Raw genomic sequence first — 14,007 nt, forward strand, 5'->3', positions numbered from 1 at the left:
AGCCGGCGGATCACAGTTGCCGCCCCAGCGCGCGCAGCACCGCGATCCGCGCCGCGATCGTCGCCATCAACGCGAACAGCAGCGGCAGCAGCGCGAGGATAGCCCAGTCCCAGGGGGCAAGCATCGTGCCCGCCAGTAGATCCGATCCCAGCACCGTCAGCCGCGCCTGAAGCAGCCAGGCCAGCGCTAGTCCTGCCACCGTACCCGCCACCCCACCGGCAAGCGTATCGATCGCGATCCGGCGCTGGAACAGCCGCGCTACCTGAACATCGGTCGATCCGAGCATATGCAGCACTTCGATGGTATCGCGGTGCATGTCCAGCCCCGCGCGGGCGGCGAGCAGCACCACGCCGGCGGTGGCGATCGCAATTACCAGCATCAGTCCCAGCGCGACCCAGCTCAGCGTGGTCAGCAGCGTTCGCACCGGCGCCAGCCACTGGGCATTGCGGTCGACTCGAGCCCCCGGCGCGACGCGCTGCACGGCTGCCGTCACCGCCGGCATGGCCGCCGGGCTGCGCAGCTCGACATCGAGGATCGCCGGCATCGGCAGGTCGGGGTCAAGCCCCGCATCGCCCAGCCAGGGCTTGAGCAGTTCCGCCAGCCGGGCGCGGTCGGCCTCGTGCACGCGCGCTACGCCCGGCGTCGCGCCCAGCGTGCGGACCAGCGCCTGCGCCTCCGCGTCGCGCCGGGCGGGATCGGGGTTGACGATCTGGACGGTCAACTGGCCGGCGAGCGAGCGGTCCAGCCGCGCCGTCGCGCCGAACATCCCAAGCCCCAGCGCACCGGCCAGCACGGTCAGGAACAGCATGATCGCCATCACCCAGCGCATCGCGCGGGTGCGCCGCCCTTCGTCGAGCAGGCGATATTCGCGAGGGTCGAGCGCGGCGGGTTCGGTCATGGCGACACAGGCGGGTTGCGCAGCGCGCCGGTCGGGTCGTTCACCCGGCCCTTTTCCAGCCGCATCATATGCGCATGCGGAATGCGGCTGATCAGCTGGAAGTCGTGGGTCGCGACGACGACGGTGGTGCCCAGCCGGTTGAGCGAATCGAACAGGTGCAGCAGCCGCTCCGCCATATCCGGATCGACGTTGCCGGTGGGTTCGTCGGCGACCAGGATTTCGGGGCGGCCGATCACGGCGCGGGCGATGGCGATGCGTTGCTGCTCACCGCCCGACAGCGTCGGCGGCTTCGCGCCGCCGCGCGCGGTAAGGCCCACCCAGGCCAGCATCTCGCGCACCGGCGCCTCGATATCCGCCTCGCGCACGCCGGCGACGCGCAGCGGCAGCGCGACATTGTCATAGGCGGAAAGGTGCGGCAGCAGTCGGAAATCCTGGAATACCACGCCGATGCGGCGGCGAAAGCCGGGCAGCCGGTGGCGCGGCATCGCCCCGGCATCCTCGCCGAACAGCCGCACCACCCCGCGGCTTGGCCGCTGGGCGAGATAGAGCAGCTTGAGCAGCGAGGTCTTGCCGGCGCCGGAAGGCCCGGTGAGGAAATAGAAGGCGCCGGTCGAAAGCGTGAAACTCACGTCCGACAGCGTTTCCGGTCCCGTTCCATAGCGCAGGCCGACATTCTCGAATTGCACGATATTCGCCATGCGCGAAGCGGCCGTCCCTCCCGTCCCAGACCCGGTGGCGCCAGCCATCGCACAGCGGCCGGCCCCGCTCAAGCACAGGCGCGTCAAGACGCTTGCTGGCCCGATTCGTTGGGGCTAGAATCGGTTTCCGGCTGTTTTGCAAGCCGGTCCGACGAGGCAATGGCATGATTTTGGAATGCAGCCAGTGCCGGACGCGTTACCTGGTACCTGACAGTGCGATCGGGCCGGACGGACGCACCGTGCGCTGTGCCAATTGCAAGTATAGCTGGTTCCAGGCCCCTGCGGTGATGGACCTGACGACGCGCGCCCCCGCGCTCGAAATGGCGTCCGCCCCCGAGGTGGAGGCGCCTGCCGCACCCGCTGTTCCCGAGGGAGTGCCGGCGCCCGAAGCCGCTGCGCCGCGCGTCTTTGCCGATGCGGAGCCGGCGGCTGCGCCCGCGCCCGAAGGCGAACCTGCCTTCGATCCCTTTGTGCACCAGCCGCCGTTCAAGCCGCGGCGCAACCCGGCGCGCCGCTGGACCATCGCGGCACTGGTCGCCGGCGTATCGATGCTGCTGGGCGTCACGGCGATCCTCTATTCCAGTGCGCCGGGCCTTGCTGCGCAGCTGGGGCTCAACATCGGCGGGGCGGTCGATACGCCGCTGCTGTTCAGCGACAAGAATGTCGAGCTGAAGACCACGCCTGCCGGCAGCCGGATGATCATGGTGTCGGGCAAGGTGCTCAACGCTACCCAGGATCGTCAGCATGTGCCGGACATCCGCATCGCGCTGACCGACGCGCAGGACAAGACCGTCTATAGCTGGCGGATCACTCCGGCGGTGCGCACGCTCGATCCCCAGGCGAGCTTCGAGTTCAATGGCGCCAAGGTCGATGTGCCCGCCAGCGCCAAGATGGTCCATCTCAGCTTCGCGAGCGAAATCGGCCGCTGACGAACAGCAGCCGCGCGCCGTGAAGGAGCGCGGCTGCCAGCATGCCGATGCCCGAGGCTAGGGACAATGCCGCCGGCCCCATTCCGGCATGGTACAGGAACAGCCCCAGCCCGCCGGTGACGAGGAAGAAGGCAAGGATGCCGTTGACGCCGGCTACCACCTGATCGCCCAGCGAACGCAGCGCATAGAGCAGCACGATCTGCACCCCGTCGAACAGCGTGAACGGCGCCCAGAGCATCAGCATGAGCACGGCCAGCCGGTGCACCTCGCCTGCTGCCGGAAACAGGTCGACGATGATGCCTGGGAAGCAGAGCAGCAGCAGGGCCATCAGCCCGGTCGCGGCTGCGGCAAGGAGGGCGGCGATTGCCGTCCGGCGCAGCGCGAGCTGCGGCACGCCTTCGCCCACCGCATTGCCGACGCGCACCCCGGCTGCCGATCCCAGCCCCAGCGCCACGGCAAAGGTGACGTTGTGGACGGAAAACACGATCTGGAAGGCATGCGCCGTCGCATCGCCCAGCTGCGTCGAGAGCGCGATCAACAGCGAAAAACCGACCAGTTCCAGCCCCGAGGCAATCGCCGGCACGAAGCCGAACCGCGCCAGCGCCCAGGCCCCGGCAATCGTATCGCGCGTTGCCAGGCCGGCAAGGCTGCGGATGCCGCGCGCCTCGGCCTCGGGCAAGGTCCAGGCAGCGGCGAGCATGCCTGCCGCGCCGAGTGCGGAGGCGATGGCGGTCGCCGCCGCAGCGCCGGTGGCACCCCAGGCGGGCAGACCGAGATGACCGCCCGCCAGCGCCCAGGCGAGCAGCGCGTTGACCGGCAAGATCGCGATATTGACGACGGCGACCCGCCGCGGCCGGCTGACGCCTTCCAGAAAGAAGCTGGCGGCGACGCTCAGCATCTGGAACGGATAGGCCAGCGCCATTACCCGCACGACCTGTGCCGAGGCGGCGGCGATTTCGGGCGCGACCCCGACGCCCGCAAGCATCGGCGTCGCGCCGACGAACAGAATGAGCGCGCTGGCCAGTCCGAGCATCAGCGCAAAGGCAAGCCCCTGGTGCAGCACACGGCCCGTGCTGCGCATTTCGCCCGCCCCGTCCGCACGCGATACGAGAACCAGCACGCCGGAAAGCGCGCCGATGCCCATCACGATTCCCGGGAAGGTAATGGTACGGCTGGCCCCCAGCGCAGCGACTTCGTGGGTTCCCGCCAGTCCGACCACGGCCACGTCGGTAATATGCAGGATCGTCCAGTTGAGGCCCGTCAGCATCACCGGCCAGGCCAGCGAGAGGATACGGCGCGCCTCGGCGACGATGGGGCGGGGTTCGGGGCGTGCCATGTCCCCGCGGCTTAGCCGCAAGCGCCAGTGTACGAAAGCGTTCGCAGCGGGTTGCCAGCCCGAAATCGCTCTGCTAGGGGCCGCTGCCTTACCAGCCGCTGGCAACGTCCGGCGGAGTTTCACGTGCGGTCGTGGCGGAACTGGTAGACGCGCAACGTTGAGGTCGTTGTGGCCGAAAGGCCGTGGAAGTTCGAGTCTTCTCGACCGCACCAGTGAAACAGATGGATCGCCGGCATTAATGCCGGCGCTTCTTTCGGAATTGCGGGCAATTCCTCGATACTCCACCCGCTTCTGGCACAGTTTTGCGACAATAGAACGCTAGTCGACGCACATCTTGTGGCGGGTGTACGCCCGCGAATCATGTTCACGGACGGAGTAGGGAATGGCGAAGCGCGGTTTCGCGATCATCGGTTTGTTGGCGGGTGTTGCCCCGGTCGCGGTACATGCGCAGCAGGCGCAGCCCGCGGCCGCGCCAACGCAGCCCGGCGTGCACGCGATTCCCGAATCGGCCGACGAACCTGAGGAAGTGGTCGTTACCGGCGAGCAGCAGCGCGGCGCGGTAAAGAGCGACATTCCCCCCGAAATCCAGCTGAACCAGGCAGATATTCGCGCCTATGGCGTTTCCTCGGTTGCCGATCTGCTCAACGAGCTCGCGCCTCAGACCGGTAGCAGCCGCGGACGGGGTGGCGAAGCGCCGGTCGTGCTGCTCAACGGGCGGCGCATCTCCAGCTTTGCCGAGATTCGCAACCTGCCGACCGAGGCGATCGAGCGCGTCGATATCCTGCCCGAGGAAGTGTCGCTGAAATTCGGCTATTCGGCGGATCAGCGCGTGGTCAATTTCGTGCTGCGCCAGCGCTTTCGCGCCCTGACCACGGAATTGCAGGACACGGTGCCCACGGCTGGCGGCAATTCCAGCCAGCAGGGCAGCGCCGACATCCTGAAGATCAACCGTGATCGGCGCGTCAATCTCGATGTCCAGTATCAGGGCAATTCGGCGCTGCTGGAAAGCGAGCGCGACATTCGCCCGACCGCGTCGGCGAACGGCACGACGATCGATACGCGGCCCTATCGCACGCTGGTGGCGCCGAGCCAGGATGTGGCGATCAACGGATCCTATGCCCGCAACCTCAACGACAAGATCGGCGCGACGATCAACACGCGCGTCGAAATGCAGCAGAGCCAGGCATTGCTTGGCCTGCCCGACGGCACTACCGGCGTGGGCAAAGGCATTGCGCCGTTGCAGCGGGACAATGGCCAGCTGACCGCCCATGTCGGCGCCACGCTGAACGGGGACGGGCTGCCGCTGGGCAAGGACTGGCAATGGTCGCTGACCGGCAATTACGACCGTACCAGCACGCGCACCCTGACCGATACCGGGGCGGCCAATGTCGCCCCGGCGGACCGGGGGCGCTCGACCTCGAACAGCGGCGGCGTCGACGGGCTGATTCGCGGGCCGCTGTTCAATCTGCCGGCGGGCGAGGTTTCCACCAGCATCCGGGTGAGCGCCAGCACCAGCAGCTTCGATAGCAGCTCGGTGCATGATTTCGAGGTTCGCAGCGGCCATGTCGCTCGCGATATCGTCAGCGGCCAGGCAAATCTGGACGTGCCGATCGCCAGCCGCCGCAAGGACGTGCTGAGCGCGATCGGCGACCTCACGCTGAACGGCAATATCGCCGTACAGCGCCTGTCGGACTTCGGCACGCTGGTGACGACCGGCTATGGCGTCAATTGGGCGCCGTTCAAGCCGGTGCGGCTGATCGCGTCCTGGACGCAGCAGGAAGGCCCGCCCTCGGCGAACCAGCTCGGCGATCCGGTGCTCACCACGCCCAATGTGCGCGTGTTCGATTATGTTCGGGGCACCACCGTCAATGTGACGACGATCAGCGGCGGTAACCCGCTGCTGTCGGCGGATGATCGTCATGTGATGAAGCTGGGCCTGGAACTGCGGCCGTTCGAAAAGGCCGATTTCTCCTTCCGTGCCGATTATGTGACCAGCACGATCCGCAATGCGATTTCCAGCCTGCCGGCGGCGACGGCGGCGGTTGAGGCCGCTTTCCCAGACCGTTTCGTGCGCGATGCCGATGGCGATCTGGTGAGCGTCGATGAGCGCGCCGTCAATTTCGCGAGCGTCGACACCCAGCAATTGCGCTGGGGTTTCAACTTCTCGGTGCCGATCAAATCGTCGCTCGAAAAGCGCATTGCTGCGATGCGCGCCCAGCGCGAGGCGCAGCGCGCGGAAGCGGCGCGGACCGGCAACCCGCTGCCGCCCGAAGGCAGCGCCCGCAATTTCGGCCAGGGCCCAGCTGGCCAGCCGGAGTCGCCGGGGCAGAATCAGCCGCCGCGTTCGCCGTTCGGGGGCAGTCTGTTCGGTGGTCCGGACAGGCCGGCAGGCGGTCCGCCGGCGGCAGGTGGCGCTGCGGGACCGGGTGGCCCTGGAGGACCGGGCGGCGGCGGCTTCCGGGGCGGTCGTGGACTTGCCGGCCCGAACGGTGCGCTGGCCGGCCGTTTGCAGTTCAGCCTGTATCACACCTGGTATTTCAAGGATCAGATCAAGATCCGCGACGGCGTGCCGATCCTCGATCTCCTCCATGGCGGGGCGTCGGGCAGCAGCGGCGGCCAGCCGGCGCACCAGGTCGATGCGCAGGCCGGCTATTTCAAGGACGGGCTGGGCGTGCGCCTGGGCGTGAAATGGCAGAGCAGCACCGAAGTGCTGGGCGGCACCAGCTCCACCGGGCGGCTGGACTTTGGCAGCCTCGCCACCTTCAACCTGCGCACCTTTGTCGATCTGGGGCGGCAGTTCAAACTGGTCCGCGCGCATCACTGGCTGCGTGGGGTGCGGGTTTCGCTGGCGGTCAACAATCTGTTCGATGCCCGTCAGCGTGTGACCGACGGTACCGGGCAGGTGCCGGTCAGCTACCAGCCCGACCTGCTCGATCCTACGGGCCGCTCGGTGATGCTGAGCATCCGCAAGCTGTTCCTGTAACGGCTCAGGGGCGGGTAGCGATGTTCGCGGGCGACATCGCCCCCGCCGGCCTGACGCTGCCCTTGTCCAGTGCCCGCCGGTACAGCAGCGTGATCGAAACCCGGCGATTGCGCGCGTCGGCGGGCGTGTCCGGGAACAGCGGGTCGCGATCGGCAACGCCCTCGATCCGTTCGAACCGCGCCTCGGGCACGCCGCCGGCCAGCAGGCGCCGGCGCGTCGCCTCGGCGCGGCCGCTCGACAGCATCCAGTTGTTCATCGTCCGCGGATCGCCATAGCCCAGGCTGTCGGTATGGCCGCGGATCATGATCGGGTTTTCGAGCCCGCTGATCGATTCGGCGATGGTGCCGATCAGCGTGCTCGCTTCGGGCACCAGCACCGTGGTGCCCAGGTCGAACATCGAATAATTGGCGTCGTCGAGCAGGTCGATCCGCATCCCCTCGCGCGTCGGCACGAAGCGGATATGCTTGGCCAGCTTGGCGAGCGACGGGTTGGAGCGCATCCGCATCTGGATGCGCTTGCTCATCTCGTTGAAATTCTTCTGGTCCTGCTGGGCGAGCGCCCGCTGGTCCTTCAGCGTACCCTTGTCACCGGTGCCGACATCCTTGCCGCCGACACCGCCGACCGGGATCGTCAGCGACTTGGTGCCGGTCTGCGATGCCTTGTTCGGATAGTTATCCTGCGCGTTGATCGCGTCGCCGCCCATGATGCCGTTCGACCCGGCGCTGTTCTGCTTGAACTCGACCAGCGTGGGCGCGAAATAGTCGGCCAGCGCCTTGCGCTGCTTCTCGTTGGTCGCCCCCAGCAGCCACAGCAGCAGGAAGAACGCCATCATCGCGGTCACGAAGTCGGCATAGGCGACTTTCCAGGCGCCGCCATGATGGCCGCCATGGCCTTCGACGAACACCTTCTTGACGATGATTTTCGGCGGCTGGTTTGATCCGTGCGGCGCGCGGGCGGCCATGATTCAGCGTCCCTTCGCTCAGCGGCCGCGCAGGCCGTCAAAAACCTCCGCAAAGCCCGGCTGGTTGGCGTGGGCGATGCCCGAGCGCGCAGCCTCGATCACCAGCGGCTGCGGGTGGCCGTGGAGCGACGCGATGATGATCTGCTTGACCGTGTGATAGATGGCAGCGTCGGCATCGATCACCTGCTGCAGCCGGCCGGCGAGCGGCGCGACGATGCCATAGGCGAGCAGCACGCCCATGAAGGTGCCGACCAGCGCCGAGCCGATCATGCCGCCCAGCACTGACGGGGGCTTGTCGATCGAACCCATCGTCTTCACCACGCCCAGCACGGCGGCGACGATGCCCAGCGCCGGCAATGCATCGCCCAGCGATTGCAGCGTGGTCTGCGGACCCTGCACCTCGTGGTGGTGGGTCTTGATCGCGTTGTCCATCACCTCTTCGACCGCGTGCACGTCGAGCGTGCCCGACGACACGACGACCAGCCGCAGCGTGTCGGCGATCAGGTTGACCAGCGTATGGTCAGCCAGCAGGCGCGGATATTCGGCGAAGATGGCCGAGGACTTGGGATCCTCGACATGCGGCTCCAGCGCGATCGGCCCTTCGGTGCGCAGCATCTTCATCAGCTTCGACACCAGGAAGATCGCGTCGAGATAATCCTGCTTCTTGTACTTCGGCCCCTTGAAGACCTTGCCCAGGCCGCCCCCCAGCGCCTTCAGCTCCGCCATCGAATTACCGATGATCAGCGCGCCGACTGCGGCGCCACCGATAATCAGCATTTCATGGGGGATTGCTTCCATCACGGGGCCAAGCGCCCCGCCGGTGATCGTGAACCCACCGAACACCATGCCCAGCAAAACGACCAGACCAATCAGCGGATACATGCGCTTCCTTTTCCCCTAGTCGCCCGCGAGCAATTCTGCTTCGGTTAACGGCAGTTTCGCCGCGTTCTTCAGCCGGTTTAGCGGGGAATGATGGTTAACCCGCCGTTACCTTCGCGCCGCGCGGGGCGGCGGCCGCTCACTTGAGATAATTGAACAGCGACAGGCTGGTGAGCTTGGTGAAGGTCGACTGGGTGGCCTGCAATACCGTCATCGTCTTCTGCAGTTCGGTCACTGCAGTGGTGATATCGGTATCCTGGATCGAGGAACGTTCGGTGGTACGTGCCGTCCCGGCGTCGGTCAGCTGCTGTTCCGAAAGTTTCAGCCGCGCACCGCGCGCACCGAGCGAGGCGCGGCCCGCCGTGACATTGTCCTGCGCCGTCGTCAGCCCGGTCAGCGCATCGCTGGCTGCCTGCGCGGCGCCGCTGCCGCCGGCACGCAGCGCGGTCGACAGATTGCCGAGCAGCGCGAACATGTCCTGCCCGTTGCCGGCAGCAAAGACCTGCGGCCCGCTCACGCTGGTCTGGACGGAATCTCCGTCGCCGATCGGAATAGGCGGCGGGGTGCCGGTGCCGGCATATTGGATCGTCCCGTCGGCCGCCTTGGTATAGGCGGTGTCGCCGCTGGCGCCGCCGAACAGGGGCTGACCGCGCACATCCTTGGTGTTGGCCAGGCTGTAGAGCGAGTCGCGAATCGAATCGAGCTGGTTGGCCATCGCCGTGCGATCCGAATCGCCGAGAGTGCCGTTGGCGGCCTGGGTCGCCAGCTCCTGCGCCTGTTGCAGCGCCGTCTGGATGCTGGCCAGCGCCGTGTCGCCCTGGCTGACAACACTCTGCGCCAGATTGATGTTCGCACCATAAGCGGTGCTGTCGGAATCCGCCTTGTTCAGCCCCTGCAGCCGCAGATAGCCGGCGGGGTCGTCGGCAGCGCCATCGACTTTCTTGCCCGTCGAAATCTGGGTCTGGAGCTGGTTCAGATCGCTGTTGAGCTGCGTCATCCGCTGCAGTGAGCTGCTGTAGATCTGGCTGGTCGAAACGCGCATCGTCATGGCGGTCACCGGATGTCGAGAATGGATTGCAGCGTGTCGCGCGCCATCTGAATCACGCGGCTCGACGCCTGATAGGCCTGCTGGAACTGGATCAGGCTGACGGCTTCTTCGTCGGTGTTGACGCCGGAAACCGAATCGCGCGCGCTGACGGCATTGTCGTGGATAGCCGACTGGGCGCTGGCGACCTGCTGCTTGGCAGCAAGCGCGGCACCGTTGCTGGCGGTAAGATTGCTGATCGCGCCTTCGACATTGCCGGTGCTGCGCAGCGTCGCGAGGCCCTGCAGGTTGCTGTTGTCGCGCGCACCGCCGCCGGGTGCCGCTGCGGCGATGCCGTTGGGATCGGTAAGCGCCAGGCTGAGCTTCGACGGCGGATTGCCGATCACGAACATCGGTTGCCCGGTCTGGCCGGACAGATCCTGTCCCGCCGCCTGGACGGCATTGACGCCGCTGGCGAAGTTCTGCGCCTGGGTGTTGACGGCGGTGCGGGCGTCCTGGATGCGCTGCGCCGCTTCGGCAAAGCCGGCCAGGGCGCCGCCGCCGGGAGTCAGCGCCGAAAGACTGTCGTCGCGATGCACGGCGTAGGAAACGGTGCCGCTGTCGCCGCGTACATAGGTGACGGTGGCGGCGCTGTCGTTCTGGACCAGGATCGGCCCGCTCGTATCGCCGCCCCGCACGGTTGCGCGGCCGGCGTCGTCGAAACTGACCGACACATCGGTGATCGCGCTCATCGATTCGAGGATCTGGTCGCGCTGGTCGAGCAGGGACGCGGCGTTGGCACTGCCCGGCGCGGTCCGTCCCAGCGCAACATTGACGGTCGCGAGCGAGGAGGTGAGGCCGTTGAGCTGGGTGGTCGCTGCGTCGGCAGTCGAATCGAGATCGGTTGCTGCTGCGTCCAGCGCGCTGCCGGTGGCGGTGAAGGCAGTGGCTACGCCCTGCGCATTTTCCAGCATCGTCGAACGTGCGGCAGAGGAAGTGGGGTCGGCGGCCAGCGACGTCGCGGAGCCGAAAAAGGCCGTCAGCCGGTCGCCCAGCGCGTTGCCGCTCAATGCGCTGTCGATCCGCTGCAGCCAGGCGGCGCCGGTTTCGGTACGCGCCAGATCGGCACCGGTAGTACGGACATCGGCAGCGCGATAATCGTCCGCCGAGCGCTGGACGCCGGTGGTGGTGACCCCGAAGCCGTTGAGAGTCTTGATGCCTGCTTGGTTCGATGCGGCGAGTTCGCTCAGCGCGACGGTGCGCCGGGCATAGCCCGGCGTGGCCGCGTTGGCGATGTTCTCGGACGTGGTCGAGAGCGCCGTCTGATAGGCGCGCACGCCCGAGGCGCCGATCGACAGCAGGTCGCTCATTTCCCTTTCTCCGCTCCGCCGTCAGCGCCCAGCGATTGCTGGCCGGCCGCCGATTTGGCGAGAAATTCGGTCAGCGCCTTGCCGATGCCGATCGGCGCGTGTTCGGCCATCGACTTGGCGAGCTGCTGGTCCTGCATGTCGCGGAACTGCTGGCTGGCGCTGTTGTCGAAAAGCCCGTCGCCCAGCTTGGCGGCGCGCATCGACTTCAGCATCATGCCGGTGAAGATCGCTTCGAACTTCTGGCCGGCCGCCTTGAGATTGTCCTTCGACGCCAGCCGCGACTTGTCGAGCGATATGCCGGCGCCTGCGGCGACCTTGTCGATCCCGCCGCTCACAGGACGATCAACTCGGCCTTGAGCGCGCCGGCTTCTTTCAGCGCCTCGAGAATAGCGACCAGGTCAGCCGGAGACGCGCCGATTGCGTTCACCGCCTTCACAACATCTGCCAGTTTCGGGCCTGGGGCCAGCAGGAACATCGGGCGCCTCTCTTCTTCGACGGCGAGGCTGCTATGCTTTTCGAGCGCAGTCTCACCCTTGCTGAACGGCGTGGGTTGGCTGACCCTTTGTGCCTCATCAATCCTAACAGTAAGTTTACCATGTGTGACTGCGGCAGGGCTGACGCGCACCGCCGAGTTGATCACCACGGTGCCCGTGCGGGCGTTGACGATCACGCGGGCGGGCGCCTCGGCGGCCTCGACCGTCAGATTCTCGATCGCGCTCATGATCTCGGTGCGGACATCGGCGCCGGGGGGCGCCTGTACCGCAATCGACACGCCATCGATCGCCTTGGCGTGGCCGGGGCCGAAGCGGGCATTGATCGCGTCCTGGACGCGCTGTGCCGTGGTGAAATCGGCGCTGGCGAGGTTGAAGGTAAGATAGGGCGAGCGATCGAATCCGGTATCGACCTGGCGTTCGACCGTGGCGCCTTCGGGAATTCGGCCGCTCGAGGGCACGTTGACGACGATCTTCGAGCCGTCTGCGCCTTCCGCGCCCAGCCCGCCGACGGCCAGATTGCCCTGTGCCATCGCATAGATCTGGCCGTCTGCACCCTGCAAGGGCGTGAGGATCAGCGTGCCGCCGCGCAGCGACTTGGCCTTGCCCATCGACGATACGGTGATGTCGAGCTTCTGCCCCGGCTTTGCAAAGGGGGGCAGCTCGGCCGTCACCATCACCACGGCGGCATTCTTCAGGCCCGGTGCCACGCCTTCCGGCAGTTGCAGGCCGAAGCGCGAGGCGACGCCCTTCATCGACTGGACGGTATAGTCGAGATTGTCGTCGCCCGTGCCAGGCAGACCGACCACGACGCCGTAGCCGGTCAACTGGTTCGAACGGATGCCCTGGAAGCTGCCGAGATCCTTCACCCGCTGCGCCATGGCAGGCTGGGCAAGGAACAGCGCCGCGAGCAGGGCAAGGGCAAGACGGATCATGGCGACGCTCCGCATCAGAAGGGGCTGATCACGCTGAAGAAGCGGCTGAGCCAGCCCTGGCGGCTGGCGCGGGCGACATCGCCCTTGCCGGTATAGGCAATGCGGGCATCGGCGACGCGGGTCGATTCGATGCGGTTGTTGGCATCGATGTCGGAGGGACGCACCAGACCCTTGATCTGGATATATTCGTCGCCGCGATTGAGCGTAACGCGCTTCTGCCCCTGCACCAGCATCGTGCCATTGGGATAGACGGCTGCGACCGTGACGCTGATTTCGCCCGACAGGGCGTTCGACTGGTCGGCCGCGCCGGTACCGGTGAAGTTGCGCGCACCGCTGGCCGTCGCATCGGTCGGCTTGAACAGCGACAAGGCGCCGGTGGACGGCGGCGTCAGCGACATGCCGCCGCTGCTGTCCAGCTTGGAGCTTGCCGACTTCGACGCACTGGTGTGCTCGACCAGCACGATCGTCAGCGGATCGCCGACGCGCCGGGCGCGCTGCCCCTCGTAGAGCGCGGCATAGCCCTGATCGGCCTGGAAGATGCCGCCATTGGCGGGCGCGCGCACCGGCTGGGCAGCCGGCAAGGTCGCCGAGAAGTCCTCGTGCACCTTCTTCTTGCCGATGCCCAGAAACTGGGCTTCGGCCGGTGCTGCGCTGACCAGCAAGGCGGCGGCGGCGCCGACCGCAAAAGCGCGCATGCGCCGCGCGTCAAATGTTCTGGTTGACATATTTTTCCATCTCGTCGGTGGCCGAGATCATCTTCGAATTGACCTCATAGGCACGCTGGGTTTCGATCATGTCGACCAGCTCTTCGACCACGTTGACGTTCGAGCCTTCGAGCATGCCCTGGCGGACATTGCCGCGACCGTCCTGGCCGGGAACGCCCATCGAGACGGCGCCGCTCGCGCTGGTTTCGATCAGATAATTGTCGCCGGTCGCCTGCAGCCCGGCCGCGTTCGGAAAGTTGGCGACCTGGATCTGCCCCACCGACGTGGGCTGGGTCTGGCCCGGCATGCTGGCCGAAACCGTGCCGTCGGTGCCGATGGTGATTGAGGTGGCACCTTCGGGAATGGTGATGCCGGGCATCACCTGATAGCCTTCGCTGGTGACAAGCTGCCCTTCCGGCGAACGCGAGAAATTGCCGGCGCGGGTATAGCCGAGCTGGCCGCCCGGCAGCTGCACCTGGAAATAACCATTGCCGTCCAGCGCCAGATCGAGCGCGTTGCCGGTGGTCTGGAGCGAGCCTTGCGTGTCGATGCGGGCGGTGCCCTGAATTTTCACGCCGGTGCCCAGATTGGTGCCGGTGGCATATTTGGTTTCGGCGGTAGAGGCGCTGCCCGGTGCCGTCATCACCTGATAGGCCAGCGTCTCGAACGAGGCGCGATCACGCTTGAACGCAGTCGTGTTGACGTTCGCCAGGTTGTTCGAGATCACCCGCATGCGCATGTCCTGGGCGTCAAGCCCGGTGCGCGCGATGTGCATGGCGGCGGTACCCATGGTCCAGTT

The 14,007-nt window shown here is 66.7% G+C and carries 13 protein-coding genes and 1 tRNA gene; 3 read left to right on the forward strand and 11 right to left on the reverse strand.

Going from position 1 to position 14,007, the window contains the following annotated elements; genetic code table 11:
• Window positions 1-10: 10 nt before the first annotated feature.
• On the reverse strand, window positions 11-898 hold the full coding sequence (locus ACT53K_RS17970; RefSeq protein WP_476230120.1) for a cell division protein FtsX: 888 nt from the start codon (window positions 896-898) through the stop codon (window positions 11-13).
• Entirely contained in the window at window positions 895-1,596 is a 702-nt protein-coding gene (ftsE, locus tag ACT53K_RS17975) for a cell division ATP-binding protein FtsE (RefSeq protein ID WP_476230121.1), read from the reverse strand. Before ftsE ends, ACT53K_RS17970 begins: the two co-directional genes overlap by 4 nt.
• Window positions 1,597-1,760: 164 nt before the next feature.
• On the opposite strand from ftsE, the gene ACT53K_RS17980 reads away from it, so the two are divergent.
• Window positions 1,761-2,525 (forward strand): MJ0042-type zinc finger domain-containing protein, encoded by a 765-nt coding sequence (locus tag ACT53K_RS17980; RefSeq protein WP_476230123.1) that lies wholly within the window; start codon window positions 1,761-1,763, stop codon window positions 2,523-2,525.
• On the opposite strand, the gene ACT53K_RS17985 is transcribed toward ACT53K_RS17980, so the two are convergent.
• Window positions 2,497-3,861, reverse strand: coding sequence for an MATE family efflux transporter (locus tag ACT53K_RS17985; protein ID WP_476230125.1), 1,365 nt, complete (start codon window positions 3,859-3,861; stop codon window positions 2,497-2,499). The genes ACT53K_RS17980 and ACT53K_RS17985 overlap by 29 nt on opposite strands.
• 125 nt (window positions 3,862-3,986) lie before the next feature.
• Here ACT53K_RS17985 and ACT53K_RS17990 point away from each other — a divergent pair.
• Both ACT53K_RS17990 and ACT53K_RS17995 read left to right on the forward strand, forming a co-directional pair.
• Window positions 3,987-4,073, forward strand: a tRNA-Leu gene (locus ACT53K_RS17990).
• A 170-nt stretch (window positions 4,074-4,243) separates the two neighbouring features.
• Complete coding sequence (locus ACT53K_RS17995) at window positions 4,244-6,844, forward strand: porin family protein (RefSeq protein WP_476230126.1); 2,601 nt, start codon at window positions 4,244-4,246, stop codon at window positions 6,842-6,844.
• Window positions 6,845-6,848: 4 nt separating this feature from the next.
• Here the strand turns inward: ACT53K_RS17995 and ACT53K_RS18000 are convergent, their stop codons facing one another.
• The 8 genes from ACT53K_RS18000 to flgG form a co-directional block, all read right to left on the reverse strand.
• The gene (locus tag ACT53K_RS18000; protein WP_476230127.1) at window positions 6,849-7,805 is read right to left on the reverse strand and encodes a flagellar motor protein MotB; all 957 of its coding nucleotides are present in this window, start codon (window positions 7,803-7,805) and stop codon (window positions 6,849-6,851) included.
• Window positions 7,806-7,823: 18 nt separating this feature from the next.
• Window positions 7,824-8,687: a flagellar motor stator protein MotA gene (motA, locus tag ACT53K_RS18005; RefSeq protein WP_476230128.1), complete on the reverse strand. Its 864-nt coding sequence runs from the start codon at window positions 8,685-8,687 to the stop codon at window positions 7,824-7,826.
• Window positions 8,688-8,823: 136 nt separating this feature from the next.
• Complete coding sequence (gene flgL / locus ACT53K_RS18010) at window positions 8,824-9,732, reverse strand: flagellar hook-associated protein FlgL (RefSeq protein ID WP_476230129.1); 909 nt, start codon at window positions 9,730-9,732, stop codon at window positions 8,824-8,826.
• 5 nt (window positions 9,733-9,737) lie between these two features.
• On the reverse strand, window positions 9,738-11,078 hold the full coding sequence (flgK, locus tag ACT53K_RS18015) for a flagellar hook-associated protein FlgK (RefSeq protein ID WP_476230130.1): 1,341 nt from the start codon (window positions 11,076-11,078) through the stop codon (window positions 9,738-9,740).
• Window positions 11,075-11,413 (reverse strand): rod-binding protein, encoded by a 339-nt coding sequence (locus ACT53K_RS18020; protein ID WP_476230131.1) that lies wholly within the window; start codon window positions 11,411-11,413, stop codon window positions 11,075-11,077. The genes flgK and ACT53K_RS18020 overlap by 4 nt, the downstream gene beginning before the upstream one ends.
• Entirely contained in the window at window positions 11,410-12,504 is a 1,095-nt protein-coding gene (locus ACT53K_RS18025) for a flagellar basal body P-ring protein FlgI (RefSeq protein WP_476230132.1), read from the reverse strand. The genes ACT53K_RS18020 and ACT53K_RS18025 overlap by 4 nt, the downstream gene beginning before the upstream one ends.
• A gap of 14 nt (window positions 12,505-12,518) precedes the next feature.
• Window positions 12,519-13,199, reverse strand: a complete 681-nt coding sequence (locus ACT53K_RS18030; RefSeq protein WP_476230133.1) for a flagellar basal body L-ring protein FlgH — start codon at window positions 13,197-13,199, stop codon at window positions 12,519-12,521.
• Between the two features lie 10 nt (window positions 13,200-13,209).
• On the reverse strand, window positions 13,210-13,998 hold the full coding sequence (gene flgG, locus ACT53K_RS18035; RefSeq protein ID WP_476230134.1) for a flagellar basal-body rod protein FlgG: 789 nt from the start codon (window positions 13,996-13,998) through the stop codon (window positions 13,210-13,212).
• Between the last annotated feature and the right edge of the window lie 9 nt (window positions 13,999-14,007).

Source organism: Sphingomonas sp. DMC8 (assembly GCF_056314185.1).